The sequence below is a fragment of the Peristeroidobacter soli genome (genome assembly GCF_004138485.1).
Lineage (GTDB): Bacteria > Pseudomonadota > Gammaproteobacteria > Steroidobacterales > Steroidobacteraceae > Steroidobacter > Steroidobacter soli.
Genome location: NZ_ML142848.1, coordinates 1,291,035 through 1,311,604, shown reverse-complemented (window position 1 = coordinate 1,311,604; position 20,570 = coordinate 1,291,035). Strand labels below are relative to the sequence as shown.

Annotated in this window: 20 protein-coding genes and 1 pseudogene; 12 read left to right on the top strand and 9 right to left on the bottom strand. The window is 62.2% G+C overall.

Going from position 1 to position 20,570, the window contains the following annotated elements; genetic code table 11:
* Positions 1–4: 4 nt before the first annotated feature.
* Complete coding sequence (locus tag EKO19_RS05475) at positions 5–589, bottom strand: hypothetical protein (protein ID WP_129775357.1); 585 nt, start codon at positions 587–589, stop codon at positions 5–7.
* A gap of 159 nt (positions 590–748) precedes the next feature.
* Between EKO19_RS05475 and EKO19_RS05470 the strand changes: the two genes are divergently transcribed.
* Genes EKO19_RS05470 through EKO19_RS05460 form a run of 3 tightly spaced genes read left to right on the top strand, consistent with a single transcriptional unit; the run spans position 749 to position 2,581 of the window.
* Positions 749–970, top strand: a complete 222-nt coding sequence (locus tag EKO19_RS05470) for a hypothetical protein (RefSeq protein WP_129775356.1) — start codon at positions 749–751, stop codon at positions 968–970.
* Entirely contained in the window at positions 967–1,158 is a 192-nt protein-coding gene (locus tag EKO19_RS05465) for a twin transmembrane helix small protein (protein WP_129775355.1), read from the top strand. The genes EKO19_RS05470 and EKO19_RS05465 overlap by 4 nt, the downstream gene beginning before the upstream one ends.
* A gap of 10 nt (positions 1,159–1,168) precedes the next feature.
* Positions 1,169–2,581 (top strand): aminotransferase-like domain-containing protein, encoded by a 1,413-nt coding sequence (locus EKO19_RS05460; protein ID WP_129775354.1) that lies wholly within the window; start codon positions 1,169–1,171, stop codon positions 2,579–2,581.
* A 7-nt stretch (positions 2,582–2,588) separates the two neighbouring features.
* On the opposite strand, the gene EKO19_RS05455 is transcribed toward EKO19_RS05460, so the two are convergent.
* Together EKO19_RS05455 and EKO19_RS05450 are read right to left on the bottom strand one after the other, a co-directional pair.
* Positions 2,589–3,143 (bottom strand): dihydrofolate reductase family protein, encoded by a 555-nt coding sequence (locus EKO19_RS05455; protein ID WP_129775353.1) that lies wholly within the window; start codon positions 3,141–3,143, stop codon positions 2,589–2,591.
* A 184-nt stretch (positions 3,144–3,327) separates the two neighbouring features.
* Complete coding sequence (locus EKO19_RS05450; RefSeq protein WP_129775352.1) at positions 3,328–4,203, bottom strand: LysR family transcriptional regulator; 876 nt, start codon at positions 4,201–4,203, stop codon at positions 3,328–3,330.
* A gap of 107 nt (positions 4,204–4,310) precedes the next feature.
* On the opposite strand from EKO19_RS05450, the gene EKO19_RS05445 reads away from it, so the two are divergent.
* The 4 genes and pseudogenes from EKO19_RS05445 to EKO19_RS39755 form a co-directional block, all read left to right on the top strand.
* Complete coding sequence (locus tag EKO19_RS05445) at positions 4,311–5,177, top strand: NmrA family NAD(P)-binding protein (protein WP_129775351.1); 867 nt, start codon at positions 4,311–4,313, stop codon at positions 5,175–5,177.
* Positions 5,178–5,275: 98 nt separating this feature from the next.
* Positions 5,276–6,169: an alpha/beta fold hydrolase gene (locus EKO19_RS05440; protein ID WP_157995124.1), complete on the top strand. Its 894-nt coding sequence runs from the start codon at positions 5,276–5,278 to the stop codon at positions 6,167–6,169.
* Positions 6,170–6,183: 14 nt separating this feature from the next.
* Complete coding sequence (locus EKO19_RS05435) at positions 6,184–6,663, top strand: hypothetical protein (protein ID WP_129775349.1); 480 nt, start codon at positions 6,184–6,186, stop codon at positions 6,661–6,663.
* Positions 6,664–6,773: 110 nt separating this feature from the next.
* Positions 6,774–7,091: pseudogene (locus EKO19_RS39755) on the top strand (extensin family protein); the annotation flags it as partial.
* Here the strand turns inward: EKO19_RS39755 and EKO19_RS05425 are convergent.
* The 4 genes from EKO19_RS05425 to EKO19_RS05410 form a co-directional block, all read right to left on the bottom strand.
* On the bottom strand, positions 6,973–8,226 hold the full coding sequence (locus EKO19_RS05425) for a DUF2846 domain-containing protein (protein ID WP_129775347.1): 1,254 nt from the start codon (positions 8,224–8,226) through the stop codon (positions 6,973–6,975). The pseudogene EKO19_RS39755 and the gene EKO19_RS05425 overlap by 119 nt on opposite strands.
* Positions 8,227–8,321: 95 nt before the next feature.
* Entirely contained in the window at positions 8,322–8,735 is a 414-nt protein-coding gene (locus tag EKO19_RS05420) for a VOC family protein (protein ID WP_129775346.1), read from the bottom strand.
* Positions 8,736–8,771: 36 nt separating this feature from the next.
* Positions 8,772–9,539, bottom strand: a complete 768-nt coding sequence (locus EKO19_RS05415; RefSeq protein WP_129775345.1) for a helix-turn-helix domain-containing protein — start codon at positions 9,537–9,539, stop codon at positions 8,772–8,774.
* 9 nt (positions 9,540–9,548) lie between these two features.
* A complete protein-coding gene (locus EKO19_RS05410; RefSeq protein WP_175596961.1) occupies positions 9,549–11,861 on the bottom strand; it encodes an ATP-dependent DNA helicase in 2,313 nt (770 codons plus the stop codon).
* Positions 11,862–11,989: 128 nt separating this feature from the next.
* Here EKO19_RS05410 and EKO19_RS05405 point away from each other — a divergent pair, with 128 nt between their 5' ends.
* The 5 genes from EKO19_RS05405 (at position 11,990) to EKO19_RS05385 (ending at position 18,275) form a co-directional block, all read left to right on the top strand.
* Positions 11,990–12,523 (top strand): GNAT family N-acetyltransferase, encoded by a 534-nt coding sequence (locus EKO19_RS05405; RefSeq protein WP_407676639.1) that lies wholly within the window; start codon positions 11,990–11,992, stop codon positions 12,521–12,523.
* A gap of 118 nt (positions 12,524–12,641) precedes the next feature.
* Positions 12,642–15,740 (top strand): response regulator, encoded by a 3,099-nt coding sequence (locus EKO19_RS05400; protein WP_129775344.1) that lies wholly within the window; start codon positions 12,642–12,644, stop codon positions 15,738–15,740.
* The gene (locus EKO19_RS05395; protein ID WP_246038831.1) at positions 15,737–16,558 is read left to right on the top strand and encodes a CheR family methyltransferase; all 822 of its coding nucleotides are present in this window, start codon (positions 15,737–15,739) and stop codon (positions 16,556–16,558) included. Before EKO19_RS05400 ends, EKO19_RS05395 begins: the two co-directional genes overlap by 4 nt.
* Positions 16,558–17,127 (top strand): chemotaxis protein CheB, encoded by a 570-nt coding sequence (locus EKO19_RS05390; protein ID WP_129775342.1) that lies wholly within the window; start codon positions 16,558–16,560, stop codon positions 17,125–17,127. Before EKO19_RS05395 ends, EKO19_RS05390 begins: the two co-directional genes overlap by 1 nt.
* A complete protein-coding gene (locus tag EKO19_RS05385) occupies positions 17,124–18,275 on the top strand; it encodes a hybrid sensor histidine kinase/response regulator (RefSeq protein ID WP_175596960.1) in 1,152 nt (383 codons plus the stop codon). Before EKO19_RS05390 ends, EKO19_RS05385 begins: the two co-directional genes overlap by 4 nt.
* On the opposite strand, the gene manD is transcribed toward EKO19_RS05385, so the two are convergent.
* Together manD and EKO19_RS05375 are read right to left on the bottom strand one after the other, a co-directional pair.
* Positions 18,265–19,476 carry a D-mannonate dehydratase ManD gene (gene manD / locus EKO19_RS05380; protein WP_129775340.1) on the bottom strand — a complete coding sequence of 404 codons (1,212 nt, stop codon included), beginning with the start codon at positions 19,474–19,476 and terminating at the stop codon, positions 18,265–18,267. The two genes, EKO19_RS05385 and manD, sit on opposite strands and share 11 nt — an antisense overlap.
* A 128-nt stretch (positions 19,477–19,604) precedes the next feature.
* Positions 19,605–20,354, bottom strand: coding sequence for a FadR/GntR family transcriptional regulator (locus EKO19_RS05375; protein ID WP_129775339.1), 750 nt, complete (start codon positions 20,352–20,354; stop codon positions 19,605–19,607).
* Between the last annotated feature and the right edge of the window lie 216 nt (positions 20,355–20,570).

Here is a 20,570-nt window from a genome sequence, read left to right as displayed (position 1 = left end):
ACGGTTACTGCTGCGGTTTCTCAGGCTGCGTCGTAGTTACGCCTGCCGGCAGATCGTCACGCGATGTGTCGCGTCGCTCGCACTCTGATTTCTCGAGTCCCCGCAGCCTGGAACAGTCCGGTCGATTGGCCGTCGTACCCACGCCGCGCGAAGCTGGCGGCACGCGCTGCTGATTGTTCACCGAGTTATTGGTCGTGGGATTGTTCCGAGTCGTGTTCTGTGAGTTGGGCGGGAGCACGGTCTGCTGGGGCGTCGAATTGCGCTGAGCCGGCATCGTCTGCTGAGTCGTCGAGCTCGGCTGCGCAGGCTGGGTCTGCTGAGCTGCGTTTGGCTGAGTGGGTTGCGTCGGCGTCGTCTGCGCAGGCTGCTGGGTAGACTGCGACGAGGGTGTAGGCACACTGCGGGTCGCCGGTGTCGGCGTCGATGGCGGCGTGGAAGTCTGAGGCTGATTCACCGGCGCTTGCGCCCCAGGCGTCGCATTCGGATTTGCCGTGTTCTGGGCGCCGCCCGGGCCGCCGGTACTTTGAGCACAGACACTCGCCCAGCCTGCGAGGGCTGCAATCGCTACAACGTAAGTTAATGGGCGCATTGGAGTTTCTCCATGGATCGATGCAGGAGTAACGGGCCGCGTCGGGGTCGGTTCCGTAGGGATTTCAGTGCCTGCTGTGTCACTTTTTTTGAGCCGATCTGCATCTGTTATGCAGCACAGATGAGCCCTACCATGGCCTCCGACCTAAGGAGACAAGCGATGCGGATTGCCAAACCTCTGCTGCTGGTGACGACGCCCATCGGCGTGGCAGGCGCGATTTACGAGGCGTACCGGCAGGCCGGTGGCCTGGTGATCCTGATGGTGGCGCTGATGGGATTGATCGCGGTCGCCTTCAGCTCGCTGGTCTACACGATCCGTCGCGAGGCCGCCGAAGAAGCGCGGCGTGTTGCAGCCAAGGCGAATGCATCGGAGCAGTCATGAAAGAACTCATCATCCTCACCATCATCGGTATCGTCATCAGTCTGGGCCACGCCATGTTCAGCATGGTGTCCGGTCCCACCGATTCCAAAGCCATGGTGAAGGCGCTGACGGTGCGCGTGGCGTTGTCGGTCGCGTTGTTTGCCTTCCTCATGATTGGCTGGTACATGGGGGCGCTGGAACCCAACTGACAACAGGCGCATGAAGCTGTATCAGGAGCTGGCCGCCGATCTCACATCGCTCATCCAGCAAGGCACGCTGCAAGCGGGCGAGCGGATTCCATCGGTGCGCGAGCTGTGCCGTGAGCGAGGAGTGAGTCCTGCCACGGCGATGCGCGCCTACGACGTACTCGAAGCAAACGGTCTGGTCGAAAGCCGTCACCGCTCGGGCTACTACGTCAGCAATCGTTGGCAACAGGCACCGAGCGAGCCGCGCGCCTCGCGGCCGTCGTCACGCACGACGCAGGTCGATGTCAGCGATCTCGTCTTCAACATTCTCGAAGCATCGCGTGATCGCGATGTGGTGCCGCTGGGCTCGGCTTTCCCCAGTCCGACGCTGTTTCCTTGGGCGAAGCTCGCACGACACCTGGGTAGCAGCGCCAGGAACATGGATCCGTGGAGCACTGTTGAGAGTCTGCCGCCCGGCAGCCCGGAATTGAGGCGTCAGATTGCGCGTCGCTATTTGCAGTTTGGTTCGCGGGTGCCGGCGGATGAGATCGTCGTCACCTCGGGCGCGCTCGAAGCGCTGACGTTGTGTTTGCAAACCGTCACACGTCCCGGCGATACGGTCGCGATTGAAGCGCCTGCGTTCTACGCTTGCCTGCAGGCCATTGAAACGTGGGGCTTGCGAGCGGTGGAGATTCCGACACATCCGCGCGAGGGCATCGATCTCGGTGCGTTGGAGCAGGCCATCACCAAGCACAATGTACGTGCGTGCTGGTTCATGACGACGTTCCAGAATCCACTCGGCGCCTCGCTGCCGGAAGAAAAGAAGCGCGACCTCGTGCACCTGCTCGCCGAGCACGAGATCCCGTTGATCGAAGATGATGTTTACGCCGAGCTGCATTTCGACGAGCAGCGACCCAAGCCGGCGAAGGCGTTCGATCGCAAAGGGCTGGTGCTCAACTGCGGCTCGTTCTCCAAGTGTCTCGCGCCCGGCTATCGATTGGGCTGGACGGCGGCGGGACGATTCGCGCCGGCGGTCCAACGCCGCAAGGTGACGACTTCACTCGCCACGAGCGTGCCCATTCAGAACGGCATCGCGCAGATGCTTCGCAATGAAGGGTACGACCGCCACCTGGAGAAATTGCGCCAGGCGTTGCGCTCACAGCAGGGCGCGGCGCTGGCGTCTCTCAAGCAACATTTCCCCTCGGGCTTTCGAGTCGCAACGCCGGAGGGGGGCTACTTCCTGTGGATCGAATTGCCGGAACAAGTGGACGCACTCGAAGTCCATCGCCGCGCCATCGACGCCCACATCAGCATTGCACCGGGCCCGATGTTTTCAGCGCGCCGGCAGTTCCGCAATTGTCTGCGCCTGAACTACGGCCATCCCTGGACCCCCCAGGTCGAGGACGCCGTCGCCGAACTCGGACGCATCATCCGCGCGCTGATCTGAGCCAGCCTCACGGCTTCCGTACTTCGTAACGCAATTCGGCCATGCCCGAGCCCATCTGACGAACAGACTCCAGGCGCAGTGCCGGGCCGAGCAGCCTGCGCGGCAACAGCGGTTTTCCCGTGCCTAGCGTGCACGATCCAATTTGAATGATGAGTCGATCGAGCAGACCGCAATCGTGGAACTGGCCGGCGAGATCGCCGCCGCCGACGATCCAGAGGTTCTTGGTGCCGGCAGCCGCTCTCATCTCCGCATGTACGTTTCGAACATCTCCGCTGACGACGCGGATGTCAGCTCCCGCTATCGCGGGCAGCTTGCGAGTGGAGAATATCCATGCGGGCTGACTGTAGGGCCATGCGGAACCTGTTTCCGCCGCGACTTTGTCTGCGTTCCCGAGCATCCACTCGTACGTCGCCGATCCCATCGCCAACGCGCCCACGCCTGCAATGAACTCGGGATAGCTGGAGTCGTTCAAAGTCCCCAGGCAGAACAGCCATTCCAACGAGTCGTCCTCGGTGGCGATGAAGCCGTCGAGGGTGGCGGCGGCGTAGTAGATGGTTTGCATGCCGGCAATGGTAGCGTTCGGTCGCTGACAGCGGCTGTCATGGAACCGAACTCTTTTGTTTCTTCTGTAGTGTGCGATCGTCCCAGCATCGCATCGCGAACCGGGCCACGCCCTCGAGCTCGGCGTAACGCTACGGCGAACCGCAGGATATCAACGTCGGGCGGTTTGAATACTTGAGCGACGTCTATCCTTTCAGCACCAGAGACACGTCCGGATATTGGTCGCACATGAAGTCGACGAACGCACGAACCTTCGGGGCGGGAAGGCGCCGCGACGTATGTAACACCCAGAGCTCGATCTCTACGCCTGAAATCACTCCCCACTGAACCAGTTCTCCGCGAGCCAGTTGACTCCATGCGATGGACTGCGGAAGGAGAGCGGCGCCCGCGCCGGCGACCGCGGCGTCGCGAATCATCAGGAACGAGGACAGTCTGAGCTTGGGGAGAGGATCCAGGATCAAACGGCCACCGTCGAGGGTCCAGGTCGTCGGTTGAAAATTTGAAAACACGATGCCAGGGACTTGCCTGATCGCGCCGGGTCTCGGCCGCGTCACGGCAGGCGCGGCCACCACGACCAGCCGATCCTTGGCGAAGCAGCGGCCGACCAGGTTGCCGTCCGGGCGTGGGTTGATGCGAATGGTGACGTCGAACTGTTCCTCGACGAGATCCACCAAGCGGTCTTCCGCCACGACTTCGCAGGTGACCTCTGGATAGGCCGTGCAGAACTCGGCGCTGATGCGGCCCATCGCCAGCTGAGAAAACAACATCGGGGAAGCCACCCGCAAACGTCCGCGAGGCGCCGACTGTCCCTCGCGGGTTGCCGTCATGGCCTCGGCCACTTCAAGCATCGGTCCTTCGGTTCGCGCCATCAGCGACTGTCCCGCTTCGGTGAGCTTCAGTCCGCGCGCGCTTCGCTCGATGAGCCGCACGCCGAGCTGCTGTTCCAGGTCCGCGATGCGCCGGGACAAGGTCGCCTTCGAACGGCCGCTCGCGCGACTCGCCTTTCCCAGCCCGCCATTCGATGCGACCAGCGCGAAATCGGCCAGAGCGTTCAGATCCATGCTGTTCCATTATTGAAACGGTCTGTCTTCATTTTCGCGTCTTCGTATTACCAAAGCAACGGCCTATCTTGATCGCCGTGGCAACCCCTTCTTCCCCGGAGACTCCCATGAGCATTCTCGTTACCGGTGCGACCGGCACCGTCGGTTCTCTCGTCGTTCAACGCCTCGCCGCCGCCGGTGCGGACGTCAAAGCGCTGGTTCGCCAGCCAGACAAGCTGACATTCCCGGCTGGTGTCACTGAAGTTGTCGGCGACCTGACGGACGTGACTTCGATGCGCGCCGCGCTGTCGTCGGTACGAACGCTGTTTCTTTTGAATGCAGTGACGCCCGACGAAGTGACTCAGGCGCTCATCGCATTGAACCTGGCTCGCGACGCGGGCATCGAGCGCGTCGTCTATCTCTCGGTCATCCATGCGGACCAGTACACAAATGTGCCGCACTTCACCAGCAAACATACGGTCGAGCGCATGATCGAAAGTTTCGACATGCCGGCGACCGTGCTGCGTCCTGCCTACTTCATGCAGAACGAACATAGCGTTCATCAGGCTATTCAGGGGTACGGCGTGTACCCGATGCCGATCGGCTCGGCTGGCGTGTCGATGGTCGATACGCGAGACATCGCCGACATCGCGGTAGCAGAACTGCTCCGTCGCGACCGCGCTCCCGCTCCGCTGCCGCGAACGATGTTGGATGTGGTCGGTCCGGAGCCGCTCACGGGTGAGTCAGCGGCGAAGATCTGGAGTTCAGCTCTGGGGCGCAATGTGACTTACGCCGGAGACGACGTGGCCGCGTTCGAAGCGCAGATGGCTGCGTTCGCTCCTGCCTGGATGGCCTATGACATGCGCCTGATGATGGCAGGCATCCAGAAGTTCGGCATGCTCGGTGCGGCGGACGCGGTGGATCGAGTGCAGGCGATTCTGGGACGTCCTTTGCGGACGTATGCTGATTTCGTCAAGGAGATCGCGGCGGTTTAGGCCGATGCGCGCCGCCCGTCGCTGCTCTCCGGTTCTTTTGGCAGCGGCGGAGCGTGCGGCAAATGAGTAAAGTGTCTGCGCCTGACAATGGAGCCAACATGAGCCGGTTGATCGCAGCCCTGTCTTTGCTCGTCGTACCACTGGCAACGCCAGCAGATCCGGCGCCCGCCGCGACCGTTGGCTTCCGGGATGCGCAAGTCGAAGGCCTGAGGATTCGTTACTACTGTCAAGGCGTGGGCCGCCCGACTGTGATCATTGAACAGGGCGGTGGGATCTCCGTCGAAGCCGTCTTTTCCTGGAAGCAGCCGGTCGGCTGGGCCGCCCTCGCGCCGAAGATTGCGTCACTGACGCGCATTTGTGTTTACGACCGCGTCGGACTCGGCCACAGCAGCAAGGCGGAGCGTGCGCGAACGAGTTTCGATGTGGCGACTGAGCTTCATGCGCTGCTCTCCGTCGAGAAAGTTGCTCCTCCTTATGTGCTGGCCGGTCAGTCGCTCGGCGGAATGAACGCTCTGGCATTCGCGAATCGTTATCGCGATGAAGTTGTGGGACTCGTATTGATCGACTCCTCGCATCCCCAGCAACTGCCGCGCATGAATGCAGCGCTACCCGAGCGGCGAGCGGATGAGTCGGAGCTGATGCGCGGGTTTCGCGAGGGGCCTGGCAGAACAGCGATGGGCGGCGAATGGTTCGATTTCGCGAAGAATGGCGAACAATTCCGGGATCATATGAGCGTCGGCAGCCTTCCGCTCATCGTCCTCACGGCGGCGCCCCAGGCGCCGAGCGACAAAAATCCATTGCCGCGCGAGTGGCAGATCGCCATCGGATCGGTGCATCAGCAGTTACAACGAGAGCTCGTTGCTGTCTCTACGGACGGCAGGCACATCATCGCCAGCAAGGCGGGCCACAATATTCAGCTCGATGAGCCGCAGCTCGTTCTCGACGCCATCACCGGTCTCGTAACGCAAGCTCGCGAAGCGGCGTCCAACTGAACAGGTGCGACGCAGTGACAGGTTCCGTCATCGCCCAGATCTGGCCGCTCTTCATCGTTGCGTTATTTGTAGTGATCGTGCGCTGGCACCGGCGTCGCGTGCCCGACTGGGGTGACGTGCCGAATGGTGTGGTGCTGGAGCGCGAAAGCGATGGCGCTATGATTGTGCCGGTGTCCCAGCTAATACATCGCCGTCTGTGGGGGCATACGACTAACGGCATCTCCCCCAAGCTGTGGTTGACCCATAGCGGACTTCGATTCAAGGTTTTCAAACCGAACGAGCGGAGCTTTGCCGACTTCAAACGAGTCGAAGCTTACAAATCGCTGTTCCACGGCACGCAGGTGACTTTCGCCGGCCGCGGCGAACAGCTGCACGTCATGATCAGGGATCGTGGCGTCGCTCGCGCCGTACTTCGCATGTTGCCGTCGAATCTCCCGTTAACGCCTGCAGCCGCGGCGTTGCGAGGCGATCGGCCGACGCCGGGAACAACCTGATCAGCATCCACGAGCGGCGCCGCGCATGAAACCTTTGTAGCGGGGCACGGGTTCTCGATCCATGCGCCCACTGATTTTGCTAGAGAACAGCGAGCCGGGTCGGCAAGCCGTTCTCATTGAGCTGCCGGGCGGCGGTCTCATTGGCGTTATGGGAGCGGCATGTTCTGGAACCCGCCGCGCAGGCGCACTTCGGGCAGAAGGTCGCGACGCTGGAGCACTTCGGCAGTTACTCCTGCCGTAACGTATATGGCCGGGCGAATGCGACGCGGAGTCAGCGGTCCATACCGAGCGTGCCGGTAGTCAGTCGCTCTAAAGCGTCCACCACACTGGCAACAACGCCTGCAGGTCCTCGCGCGCAGCCGCCGGGTCCATGCTCTTCAGCACGTCGTTCTTGGTCCGGATGCCTTTGTAGGTTTCGAACTGGATGAAGTATTCATTGCCGGCCTGCACATCGAGTGTCACCGGGGCGATCTGGTCCATCTGACTGCGGGCGATGCCTGCGCTCGGGGCATCGCCGTCGTATTTCACGCGGAAAGAGTAGTTGCCGGGAGGGACATCGATGGACGCGTAAGTGGCCACGGGGAGCTCGCCCAGTTTCGAGCCGCTTGCGTAGACGCTCGGCTCGATGAAGTAAACGCCCGAATCCGCCGGCCGGTAGAAGTACACGCGTGCGGCGGAATCCTTCACGGGTCTCATATCCGCCTGCCGCTTGGCGAAAGTCGGAACGACGGGCAGGGATCGCATCGTCATGCCCACATCGTCGAACAGCACGACCCGCTCGTCCGCCTCCTCGATCACAAAGCCGCGCTGTACGTTCTTGAGCGTGAGATCGCAATAGTTGATGCGGGTCTCCGTGGGCGATCCCCGGGGTGGAAGCGTCGTCCCCATCAGTTTGCCGAGCAGGTCGATCGATCCAGCAATGCCTTCCGCATAAGCCGCTCGATAGCGGCGTGCGCCGTCTCGGGCCCAAAGCGGCATCGATATCGGGCCGATATCCCAGGCCTGCGAAAGATTCACGGGCACAGAGATGTGGCTGATGCCGTTGGTGTGCAGCGGCTTCTTCTTGCCGTCCGCCCACAACGTCATCGTGAGCTCCACTATGAGCGTCCGGTAGGTGTCCTGAGCGAATTGATATTCGGCGTCGATCAGCACCACGGGCTCGCCGCCGGCCTCGGTGAGTTTCAGCCGTTGCGACTTGCTTTCGGGGGCTTTCGAGATGACTTCGATGCGGCTCGAATCGAAGATTCCCAGGCCCTTCAATTGAGCGAGAAAATCGCGGCGGAAATCCAGGTCGCTGCTCGCCTGTTGAACCGGCTTCAGCGCCTCATGCATCTTGTCGAGCATTCCCTTGGTCTGGAATACGTCGATGGCAAAGCCGATCAGGCCATAGTCCTTGCCGGCGCGCGACTCGGTGAAGCCCGCCAGGACCTTGTCCTGCGGGACGATGACGATCACTTTGGCCTTGCGAATGAGCTCCAGCTCTTCGGCGTTGACTGTGCCGTCGTGAGCCTGGCAGGTAACCGCGGCGAGCATGCCGACAACCAGAGCGCCGGTCTTGAACATGGTTGATCCGTTGACGATTCGTCCTGAATTGTCGGGATTATGACCGCGCGGCGACTCCTTCAGTGTGTGGACAATCACATTTCAATCGGCGGCGTCTATTTCATATAAGGATCCCAGAACCCGGCCACAGGCTCGATCTGCTGGACCACATCGACCCAGGTGCCGGACGGATCGACCATCCCGAACCGGCGCTGCCCCCAAGGCTCGTCGCGCAATTCATATGAAATGCGTGCGCCCGACGTTCGCAGCTTGTGAAATTCAGCAGCGGCGTCGCCGACCTGCAAGGTGAAGAACATGCCTTGGCCGTTGAACCGCTCGGGCCCGGGAGGCGAGGAGGGATGGTCGGGTGACATGAAGGCGATGGCCAGCACGGGATTGGCTTTCGACGCCAGATAGATGAACCACGACGATTCGAACACCACGTCGAATCCGAAGTGCCGCACATAGAAGTCGCGGCAGGCGCCGATGGCATCGGTGACGATGACCGGATAGGCGGATTCCAGGTGCATGACGGGACCTCGCGGGGAGAAAACGCGAGCATGCGCTCAGCGGGGCGAGTGGTATTGAAAAAATGCGTCATCGACCCGCAGCTGGCCGGGAGAGACACCGGCGAGGCGGGTGAAGTCGCGGGTCATGTGGGCTTGATCGGAATAACCGGCGTCGTGAGCGACCGTCGTCAAAGAGCGCGATGCCGGGTGGACGATCAAATCGGCGGCGTGCTTGAGCCGCGAGATCATGCAAAAGAATTTCAGCGGCACGCCGACGGTCTGCAGAAACACGCGCTCCATCTGCCTCCGGCTCTTGCCGAAGCGAACAGCGATATCATCGACTCTCGCGACACCGCGGTGAGCGTCGACGTGCTGAACGATGCCATCGATGTAACTCTCGACCGGCGGCGTGCGGCTCAGCGCGGCGATCAAGATCGCATCGAGCTCATCGAACAATGCCTCGCTCGCAATGTGAGCAGCAACGCGCGCCGCCGGAAACCGCATCAGTGTTCGCAAGTCTTCACGACCGTCCGTGATCTCATGCGCGGCGGCGTTAATGAAGTGACGACTCTGCCCGGGACGAAATCGAATGCCCAGGTAATGAGTGCCAGCCTTGCAAGGAATCGCGGTGGGTCGGGTCGTGCTGCCATAGATCCACGAGCGATAGCCGCTCGATGTGACTTCGAGCACCAGATCCACACATCCGTCCGGCAAGGCCGCGTACACGCTCGACGTATTGTTGAGACTGAGCCAGTACTGACTGACATGGCGCGCCAGCCCGCCCGCGGGACGCCGGATAGCGAAGGTGCTGGGCGCAGTCGTCATGCGCCTAGATTAACTCGTCCGGTCAGAACTTGTCGCTTTCCGGCCGGGAGCCGGCAATTTCTGCAACCGCCACCACTTCGGCAACAGCTTCCTGACCTCGCGCTGTCCGAACCGGTCATCGATCAAGTACACGACCCCGCGATCATGCCGGGTCCGGATCACGCGTCCCGCGGCTTGAATCACTTTCTGCAGGCCTGGATATAAATACGTGTACGCATAGCCGGCATCGAACAACTCATCCAGGCGCTGGCGCATCTGTTCGCTCACTTCGTTGAGCTGCGGCAGGCCGAGAGTGGCGATGAACGCGCCGATCATGCGCTCGCCCGGCAGATCGATGCCTTCGCCGAACGCGCCGCCCAAAACAGCGAGTGCGAGACTGCGGCCCTCGGGAGCGAAGCCGTCGAGGAATTGTTTGCGCTCGGCCTCCGACATGTTGCGGGATTGCAGCCGATTGGGAATATGCGGAGCGACCCGATCCAGTTCTTCCGCGATCCGCGCCAGGTAATCGAAGCTGCTGGCGAACACCAGATAGTTGCCCGGCCTGCGCTCGAACTGCCGGACGATGAGCTCGACCATGGGCGCGATCGAATCGCTGCGATGCTGATAACGGGTAGAAATGTGCGGCACCAGTTGCACGTCGAGCTGATCCGGCGTGAACGGCGACTCCACGTCCAGCCAGCGGGTCGTGTCCGGCAGGCCCAGCAAGTCCAGATAAAACTGGCGCGGCGTCAGCGTGGCGGAGAACAGCACCACGCAGCTCGTGTTCGCGAAACGAAGTTTCAGAAACGGCCCGGGTACGATGTTCCGGAGGGTGAACGTCGCATGCTCGGGATGAGTGATGTCGAACAGCGAATGCTCGGCGAACTCCTCCGCGAGTCCATAAAACCCCAGAGCATCGAAGAACAGCTTCTGCACGTGTTCCGGGAACAGCGCCGCTTGATCGGCCAGTGCGCTTTGCTGGCTGAGGTAGGTGTCCAGCGCCTTCAGGAACGATTTCGGCGGATTCTCATAAACCTGATACGGCGTCTGTTGCGCATTGGCGATGCGATGGAATTCCGTGCCGAGTCGTCCGATCGCGCGAACCAGCGATGTCGGCGCCTCTTTCTTCGCCCGCTGCAGAGTCTCGGCATCGATGGACGCCGAATACATGCGCCGCGCCCGCTCGATCAAGTTGTGCGCTTCATCCACCAGCACGCCGACGCGCCAGCCCTGTTCCTGGGCGAGCCCATACAAGAACGCGCTTTGATCGAAGTAATAGTTGTAGTCGCCGATGATCACATCGCTCCAGCGCGCCAGTTCCTGAGAAAGGAAATAAGGACACACGCCGTGCTCGATCGCGACACTGCCAATGACCTTTTGGGTCATCGTGCCCAGCTGCAGCGCCGTGGTCCGCGCGGCGGGCAAGCGGTCGTAGAATTTCTTGGCGAGCGGGCAGGAATCGCCGTGACACGCGGAGTCCGGATATCTGCAAACCTTTTCGCGCGCCGTGATCTCCAGAACGCGGAGCTTCAGATCGGGGGGTGCCAGCGCCTGCAAGGCGTCGAGCGCGAGCTGACGGCCAGTGGTCTTGGCCGTGAGATAAAAGATCCGGTCGATCTTCCGTGCGCCGATAGCTTTGAGCATGGGAAACAGTGTGCCCATCGTCTTGCCCACGCCCGTCGGGGCTTGGGCGAGCAGATGCTCGTTCATCGCAGCGGCACGATAAACCGTCTCGGCGAGCTGACGTTGCGTTGGATAGAAATCGTACGGAAAGCTCAGTGCGAGCAGCGCTCGATCGCGAGCCTGACGATGCGCCAGCTCCGAACGGGCCCACACGCCGTAACTGGCGCAGTGTTCCTCGAAGAATGCTTCCAGCTCATCGGCGCGGAAATCTTCCGCCACCACCGTCTCGTCCTCGGTGTCCACATCGAAATACACCAGCGCGACGCGCAGCTCGCGCAACTGCTGCTTTCGACACAGCATCGCTCCATACATCTTTGCTTGCGCCCAATGCAACGCGCGGTGGTTGTCGGGCATGCGGGCGAGATCGCCGCGATAGGTTTTGCATTCGTCGAGACGCCGCGTCTTGCTGTCGTAGCCATCGGCGCGGCCGCGCACATGCAGACCGTCGTGGATGCCTTCAAGCGGCATCTCCGCTTGATAGTCGCGACTGCTGCGGCGAGAGGCGACCATGATGTGGCCCGCGACGCCTTCGCGAGCGCTCGGCGCGGGAGTGAAGCGCAAATCCAGATCGCCGCGCTTGGCGGTGAACTGGCACAACACTCGCACGGCGACCGACATGCTCGCGGAGGCTGTGTTCGCAATGGACGGCGCGGTCGACATGGGGATACGGAAAGTCTGTGGATATATACAGTATCACCATTGCCCGCCGACTGTGCCAGCCATTGAACACCTATCCGCGCCTGTATATCTTTTCCGCACTCGCAGGCCAGGCCTGCAAAGGAAGCTCCGTGCCGGATGGCATTCAGATCCGTCGCCTGCAAGTCATTGGCGAACGGGAAATTCGAGCCTTGAGCGACGTGCTGATCGATTGCGTCGAGGGCGGCGCGTCGGTGAGCTTCATGTGGCCCATGACGGTCGAGAAGGCGCGCGCCTTCTGGGCGAAAGCAGCAGAAAGCGCGGCTCGGGGCGAGCGGCTCATTTACGCCGCCGAGGACGGTTCAGGTGCCATCGTCGGCACGGTTCAGGTGGTGCTCGACCTGCCGGAAAATCAGCCGCATCGGGGTGACGTGTCGAAGATGTTGGTGCATCGGAAGGCGCGCAAGCTCGGTGTTGGGGCGGCCTTGCTGACGGCCGCCGAGCAGGGCGCATTGGCTGCGGGCAAGACCGTGCTCGTGCTCGATACGGCGAGCGACGATGCCGAACGTCTGTATCGACGACAGGGCTGGCAATACAGCGGCACGATTCCCGATTACGCGCTCATGCCCGACGGCGCGTTCTGCGCCACTCACATTTTCTATAAGAGGCTGCAGCCCGGGCCGTAAAAAAGGCGCCGGCCCTCGGGAACTTTTCCACGGTTTCGCTCGTTCGGCGAGATGCCAAATACTAAGTCGCGGCCAGGCTCCTGACGCCGCGACAGGCCCGACGAAATCCAGCGAAAAAATGCGTAAACGTTTCGAGAAAGAGACGCACGACGGTTGGTACGTGTTCATCGCCGCGAGCATGCTCGCCATCTTTGCGGTGGACCTGCAGACCCGGATCGGCATAGCCACGTGGCTGTTCTATCTCATCCCGCTCGGCGCCTGCATCTTCCTGACCCGGCCGGGCGCGCCGCTGCTGGTGGCGGCGCTGTCGACCGTGCTGATCGTGGTCGACTACATTTATTCGCCGACCGGCGGGACGGAATGGGTGGCCCAGCTGAACCGCTCGTTCGCGACCGTCGTGATCTGGGCGTTCGCGATTCAGACGCGCATGCAGATCGTCACGCGTCAGTCGTTACGTAAAGACGAGTGGATGCGGAACGCGGAGTCGACGCTTTCACAGCGCATGCTCGGCGAGCTGACGCTGACCGATGTGGGCGAGCGCATCACCGCGTTCGTCAGCGAGTACCTGGGTGCCAGTGTCGGCGCTTTGTATGCACGCCAGGACGCGACCGGCGCGGTGCTGATCGGTGGCTACGCCATACCGGCTGCGCATCCCGCCCGCGTCAGCATTGTGGCGAACGAGGGCTTGATCGGTCAGGTGCTCAAGGGGCGCAAGGCCATTCATTTGAAGGACGTGCCTGCCGGTGAGCTGGAGATCAGCGGGGCGCTCGGCACGATCCGGCCGAAGACGCTGGTCGTCAGTCCCGTGATCGCCGACGGTGTCGCTGTCGGTGCGTTGGAGCTGGGCTTCCTCGAAGCCATCGGTCGCGCCGACCTGGAATTGCTGGAGCTGTTGGGCGAGTCGATGGGTATTGCGATTCGCACGGCCCGGCTGCGCAACGAGCGCGAAGAGCTGCTGCGTGCCACCCAGCAGCAGGCGGAGGAATTGCAGACTCAGCAGGAAGAGCTGCGCGTCAGCAACGAAGAGCTCGAACAGCAAGGCAACATGCTCCGCGACAGCCAGGCCCGCCTGGAAGACCAGCAGGCCGAGTTGGAACAGAGCAACGTTCAGCTCGAAGAACACATGCAGATGCTGGCGCATCAGAACGACGATCTGGACGCCGCGCGTCGCGAGCTGCTGGGCAAGGCGGCGGAGCTGGAGCGCTCCAATCAGTTCAAGTCCGAATTCCTCGCCAACATGTCGCACGAGCTGCGCACGCCGCTCAACAGCTCGCTGATTCTGGCGAAGCTGCTGGCGGACAATACGTCGGGCAACCTCACCGAGGAGCAGGTGAAGTTCGCGCGCAACATCTATTCGGCCGGCAACGACCTGCTCGAGCTGATCAACGACATCCTGGATCTGTCCAAGATCGAAGCGCGCCAGATCGATCTGAAGCGCGAGCGCGTCGGCTTGCAGGCGCTGGTCGACAACATGGGGCAGATGTTTCGTCCCATGGCGGGTCAGAAGCGGGTGGAGCTGGAGCTGACGCTCGCCAACGATGCGCCGGCCGAGCTGGAGACCGACTCGCAGCGGCTGCGCCAGGTCCTGCGCAATCTGCTGTCGAATGCGTTGAAGTTCACCATGCAGGGCAAGGTCAGCCTGAAGATCTTCACGCGGGCCGGCACGGGCGATATCGCATTCACGGTCGAAGACACCGGCATCGGCATCCCGCCGGACAAGCAGGAAATCATTTTCGAACCGTTCCGTCAGGCCGACGGCACGACCAATCGACGCTTCGGTGGAACCGGGTTGGGCTTGTCGATCTCGCGCGAGCTGGCGGCGATGCTCGGCGGTCATATCGAATTGCACAGTGAGTTGGGCGTGGGCAGCGCGTTCACTCTGGTGTTGCCGCGAACCATGCCGGCGCAGGAAGGGAAGGCGGATCTCGATACTCCGCGGCCACCGCCGGCCAGCGTGCCAGTGCGGACTCGCGAAAGCCGGCTCGTGGAGCGCACTAATGAGTCGGCGCCGACCGTCTCCAATGGCGCGCGCCTGTTACTCATCGTCGAAGACGACGAGACGTTCGCGCATACGATTGCCACGCTCGCCTCCGGGCTGCAGTTCGAATGCATGATCGCGCACACCGCGGATGAAGGCATCGAGCTGGCGCTCAAACATCGGCCGACCGCCATCGTGCTCGACATTCGCTTGCCGGATCACACGGGCCTGACCGTGCTCGACCGGCTCAAGCACGATCCGGCCACGCGGCACATTCCAGTGCAGGTCATCTCCGGTCACGACTACACGCACGTCGCGTTGGAAATGGGTGCCGCCAACGTGCTGAGAAAGCCGGTGGAGCGCGAGGAGCTGCTGGGCTCGCTCACCAAGCTGGCGAGCAAAGCCAACGACGCCACGCGCGCAGTGCTGATCGTCGAAGACAACGCCATGCAACGTGACAGCATCGAACATCTGTTGCGTTCCGAGCAGGTGCAGACCGTGGCGGTCGCTTCGGCGGCGGATGCGCTGGAGAAGCTGCGCTCGTCGACATTCGACTGCATGGTGCTCGACCTGGCGCTGCCGGATGCCTCGGGTTACGAGCTGCTGGAGAAGATGGCGACCGACGAAGCCTATTCGTTCCCGCCAGTGATCGTTTATACCGGCCGCACGCTGTCCGCGGATGAAGAGCAGCAGCTGCGACGCTACTCCAAGTCCATCATCATCAAAGGCACGCGTTCGCCGGAACGATTGCTGGATGAAGTGACGCTGTTCCTGCATCGGGTGGAAGCGTCGTTGCCGGCGGAACAGCAGCGCATGTTGCGGGTGGCGCGCAGCCGCGACTCCGTGTTCGAGAAGCGTCATATTCTGTTGGTCGAAGACGACGTGCGTAATGTGTTCGCGATCACGCGAGTGCTCGAGCCGCACGGTGCGATCATCGAGATCGCGCGCAACGGTCGCGAAGCGCTCGAAGTGCTCGGGCGCAATGCCGAGATCGATCTGGTGTTGATGGACATCATGATGCCCGAGATGGATGGCTTCGAGGCGACGCGCGCGATTCGTGCCGAACGTCGTTGGGCCAACCTGCCCATCATCGCGCTCACGGCCAAGGCCATGCCGGACGACCGGCAGAAATGTCTGCAGGCCGGCGCCAACGATTACATCACCAAGCCCATCGACATCGAAAAGCTGTTGTCGCTGCTGCGTATCTGGATGCCGATGCGGCGAGGAGCGCCGCGTTGAGGCTGGATATCTCAGAGTCCGAGATCAGCCAGCTGCTGGAGATCATCTACCGGCGCTATCATTACGACTTTCGCCAGTATGCCACCGCCTCGCTGAAGCGCCGGCTGCAGCAGGCGCTGACGCACTTTCAATGCGCCACGCTGAGGCAGCTTCAGGATCGTTTGCTGAAGGATGAGAGCGCATTTCCACGCCTGCTCGAATACCTCACCGTGCAGGTCAGCGATTTGTTTCGCGACCCCGAGTTCTTCCTGGCCGTGCGGCAGCAGGTAGTTCCGCTGCTCGCCACTTATCCGTCGCTCAAGATCTGGGTGGCCGGCTGCAGTACCGGTGAGGAAGCGTATTCGTACGCGATCCTGCTGGCCGAAGAAGGACTGCTGGAGCGCTCACGCATCTACGCCACCGACATCAACGATCAGAGCCTGCGCAAGGCGCAGAAGGGCGTGTACGCGCTCGACCGGATGAAGCAATTCACGATGAACCATCGCGGCGCGGGCGGTCATGGTTCGCTGTCCGATCACTATCACGCGGTTCAGGACAGCGCGGTGATGTCGCCGACGCTCAAGCAGCGCATCACGTTCGCTGATCACAGTCTCGCGACCGACAGCATTTTCTCCGAAGTGCAGCTGGTGTCGTGCCGGAACGTGCTGATCTATTTCGATCGGACCTTGCAGGATCGGGCGCTGGGCCTGTTCAACGACGCCCTGTGCCGGCGCGGCTTTCTGTGTCTGGGCACCAAGGAGTCCGTGCGATTTTCGGCTTACGCGCAGCGATTCCAGGAACTGAGCGGCGAGCAGAGGATCTACCGGAGGGTGGATTGATGGCCGCCGCGGTCGTCATCGGTGGCTCGGCCGGCGCGCTCGACGTGTTGCGCATGATAGTGCGTGAGTTGCCGCAGTCGCTGGCCTGCCCGGTGGTGATCGTCATTCATCTGCCGCCGCATCCCAGCGGTCTTGCCGAGTTGCTGGGTGCCGATACGTCGTTGACGGTCAAGCAGGTGGAAGACAAAGAGCCGATTGTCGGGGGCACGATCTACATCGCGCCCCCGAGTTATCACCTGTTGATGGAGTCACGGGACAGCTTTGCGCTTTCGGTCGATCCGCCGGTGCATTTCTCACGGCCGTCCATCGACGTGCTGTTCGAGACGGCGAGCGACGTGTATCGCGCCGGGCTGGTCGGCGTTCTGCTGAGCGGCGCGAGCGAAGACGGCGCCGCCGGATTACATGAGATTCACGCGGCGGGTGGCACGACCATCGTGCAATCGCCGCTTTCCGCCGAGGTCGCCATCATGCCGGCGGCCGCGCTGGCCCTGTTCGAGCCCACCTACGTATGGTCGCCCAACGAGATAGCCTCTGGATTGACACAACTGTTGAGCCGGAGGTCGTCGTGACCGAGCGTTCACGCATCCTGGTGGTCGACGACATCGAGGAGAATCTGGTCGCGCTGGAAGCGCTGCTGCGCCGGGACGATGCCGATATCGTCACCGCCCGCTCGGGCAACGAGGCGCTGGAGCTGATTCTGCAGTATGAGTTCGCGCTGGCGTTCGTCGACGTGCAGATGCCGGAGATGAACGGCTTCGAGCTGGCCGAATACATGCGCGGCACCGAGCGTTCCAAATACATTCCGATCATTTTCCTGACCGCGGGCACGGGCGAAGCGAATCGAGTGTTTCGCGGCTATGAGTCCGGCGCGGTGGACTTTCTGTTCAAGCCGGTCGATCCGAACATCCTGCGTCACAAGACCGATACTTTCATCGGTCTGGATCAGCAGCGCAAGAAGCTCGCTGAGCAATACGAGCAGTTGCAGGAGAGCGAGGGATTGCTACGCGACGCCGTGCAGGCGCGCGAAGACGTGCTAGCGGTGGTCTCGCATGACATTCGCAACTTCCTGCAGGCGATCAAGAGTGGCGTGCAGATGTTGAACAAGCCGCCGGAGAAGCTCGGCGCCGATGCCCGAGTGGCGATTCATGGCCGGCTGTCGAGCACCGTCGATTTGATGAGTCGTGTGATCGCGGACTTGCTCGACATGGCGAGCATCCGTACCGGTCGTATCGAGGTGAAATTGCGCCCTGAGATTGCCGCGCACCTGGTGAATGAGGCCGTCGCCGTGCACGAGCCGTTGGCTCAGCAGAAAGGCATTCGGCTGGTCGCCGAGTGCGATGCGCTTGCCGCCGTCGTGTTATGCGATCGCGAGCGCATCCTGCAGGTGTTCTCCAATCTGCTGGGGAACGCGATCAAGTTCTGTCGTCATGGTGATCAGATTCGCGTCAGCGTGCAGCGCATCGGCGATGAGATGCAGGCGTCGGTGATCGATACGGGGCCGGGCATTGCCAGCGAGGATCTGCCGCTGGTGTTCGACGCCTATTTCTCGGGCGCCAAGAACCGGCGCAATGGCACCGGCCTCGGGTTGTATATCACCAAGCGCATCGTCGAAGCGCACGAAGGGCGCATCTGGATCGACAGCGAGCTGGGCAAAGGCACGGCCGTGCATTTCACGCTGCCGCTCTCGACGCCCGAGACCGACACCGTTACCAATTGAACAGCGTGCCGTCCTCGAGCCGGTTGACCGGCAGACTCGCCGGGCGATAGGGATATTTCGCGGCCAGCGCCTCGTCGATATCGACGCCGTGTCCGGGCGCTTCACCCGGATGCAGATCGCCTTTCGAGAACGTGTAGGCGTGCGGGAACACCGCATCGGTCTCATCGGTGTGGCGCATGTATTCCTGAATGCCGAAGTTCGGCACCCACAGATCGAAATGCAGCGCCGCGCCCATGCACACCGGCGACAGGTCGGTGGCGCCGTGGAACCCGGTTCTCACATTGTTGAGCTCGGCGAGGTGAGCGATGCGACGGACATGGCTGATGCCGCCGGCGTGCACGATGGTCGTGCGGATGTAGTCGATCAATTGCTCATCGAGCAATTGCTTCGCGTCCCACACTGAATTGAACACTTCGCCGACCGCGAGCGGCGTCGTCGTGTGCTGGCGGATCGTGCGGAAGCCGGCCTGATTTTCCGCCGGCGTGGCGTCTTCGAGCCAGAACGGACGGAACGGTTCGAGATCCTTGCCGAGGCGGCCTGCTTCGAGCGGTGTCAGGCGGTGATGCACGTCGTGGAGCAGATGCACGTCCCAACCGAGCGCCTCGCGGGCGGCAGCAAACAATTTCGGCACGGTCGGCAGGTACTTGCTGGTCGACCAGACGTTTTCCGTCGGCTTCGCGGCGTCGGCCGGTTCGTAGTAGAGCTTGTCTTTGGAAACGCCGTAGGTCGACGCCAGGCCGGGCACGCCGCTCTGCAAGCGGATCGCCTTGTAGCCCAGCTCCTGGTACTTCTTCGCTTGCGCGATGGTCTCGTCGAGATCGTTGCCGTTGGCGTGGCCGTAGACCATCACGCCGGTGCGACTCGCGCCGCCGAGCAGATCGTAGAGCGGCATGTTCGCGTTCTTGGCCTTGATGTCCCACAGCGCGACGTCGACGGCGGCGATCGCGGTCATCGTGACCGGCCCCCGGCGCCAATAGGCACCTCGATAAAAGAATTGCCAGATGTCTTCGATCTGTCGCGCGTCCTTGCCGATGAGGCAAGGAATCACATGGTCGGTGAGATAGCTCGCGACCGCGAGCTCGCGGCCATTGAGCGTGGCGTCGCCCAAGCCATGGACACCGCTCTTGGTGGTGATCTTGAGAGTGACGAAGTTGCGGCCCGGGCAGCTAATGATGACGCGGGCGTCGACGATGGTGTGCATGCGGTCGGGGTCGCGGGTCGGGTTGAATATTGGTCATGCCACTGTGGCCTGACCAATCCCCGATGTCAACGCCGGCATCCTCCAACCCACGGCCAGCTCACGGTTTTTTCACCGATGAGAAGATCGCCTCAGTTTTTCGTGGCGTAGCGCTTGCGCTGCTCGGCGATTTGCTGACGGGCTCGTTCCAGCTCCTGAACCTCGGTGGCTTTCAGCAGGGCGTCGATGACGCGCGACAGATGCTCGCGCATGGCCTCGCGAGCCGCATCGGCATCGCGTTGCTTGAGCGCTTTCAAGATGGCGGTGTGCTCGTCGATGCGAGGCTTGACGCCGGTGGCGCGGACCTTGGAGCTCAGCGAGCGACTCTGCGGTGAACGGGTGCGCGCATCCCAAAGCATTTTCACCGCGGCGATCATGCCGCTGTTCTGGGTGGCGGCCGCGATCAGCTCATGAAAACGCCGATCGGCGTCTTCGCTGAGCACCACGTCGTGCTCGTTTTCCGTGCGCATTTCATTGACCAGCGTCGCCAGCTCGGCGAGCTGCGAATCGTCGATGCGAGTGGCGGCGAGCGCGCAAGCCTCGCCTTCGATGGAGCGTCGCGCTTCGAGCAATTCGAACGGGCCGATGTCGGTCGCGCCCGCTTTGCCCCCGGGCGGCTCGGTATTCATGACATACACGCCGGAGCCGACGCGCACCTCGACCAGACGATCCAGTTCCAGCGCGATGATGGCTTCGCGAATGGTCGGGCGCGACACCGAGAAGGACTGCGCAAGCTCGCGCTCCGAAGGCAAGCGCTGGCCGACTTTGTACTCGCCGCGCGCGATGCCGGCCGCCAGCTTCTGAGCGATGCGCTCGTACAGTCGCTGAGTGTCTGCTGGCATTTTCGTCAGGCGTCGGCCGGTAGTCGTGGAGGGGTCGATTATTGCTGGCTTGACCAATTGCCACAAGCGGCCGGCTCGGCAAATTCCGCTGAATGGCCGGTACCAAGGGTTGCTCGTTTAGAGGCGGTCCTGGGTATCGGCCTTACCTTAGATTTGTAATTGGTCAGGCCAACTGCCACGGTCCGTGCTGGGCAGGATGCCCGAATGCCGGGAGCG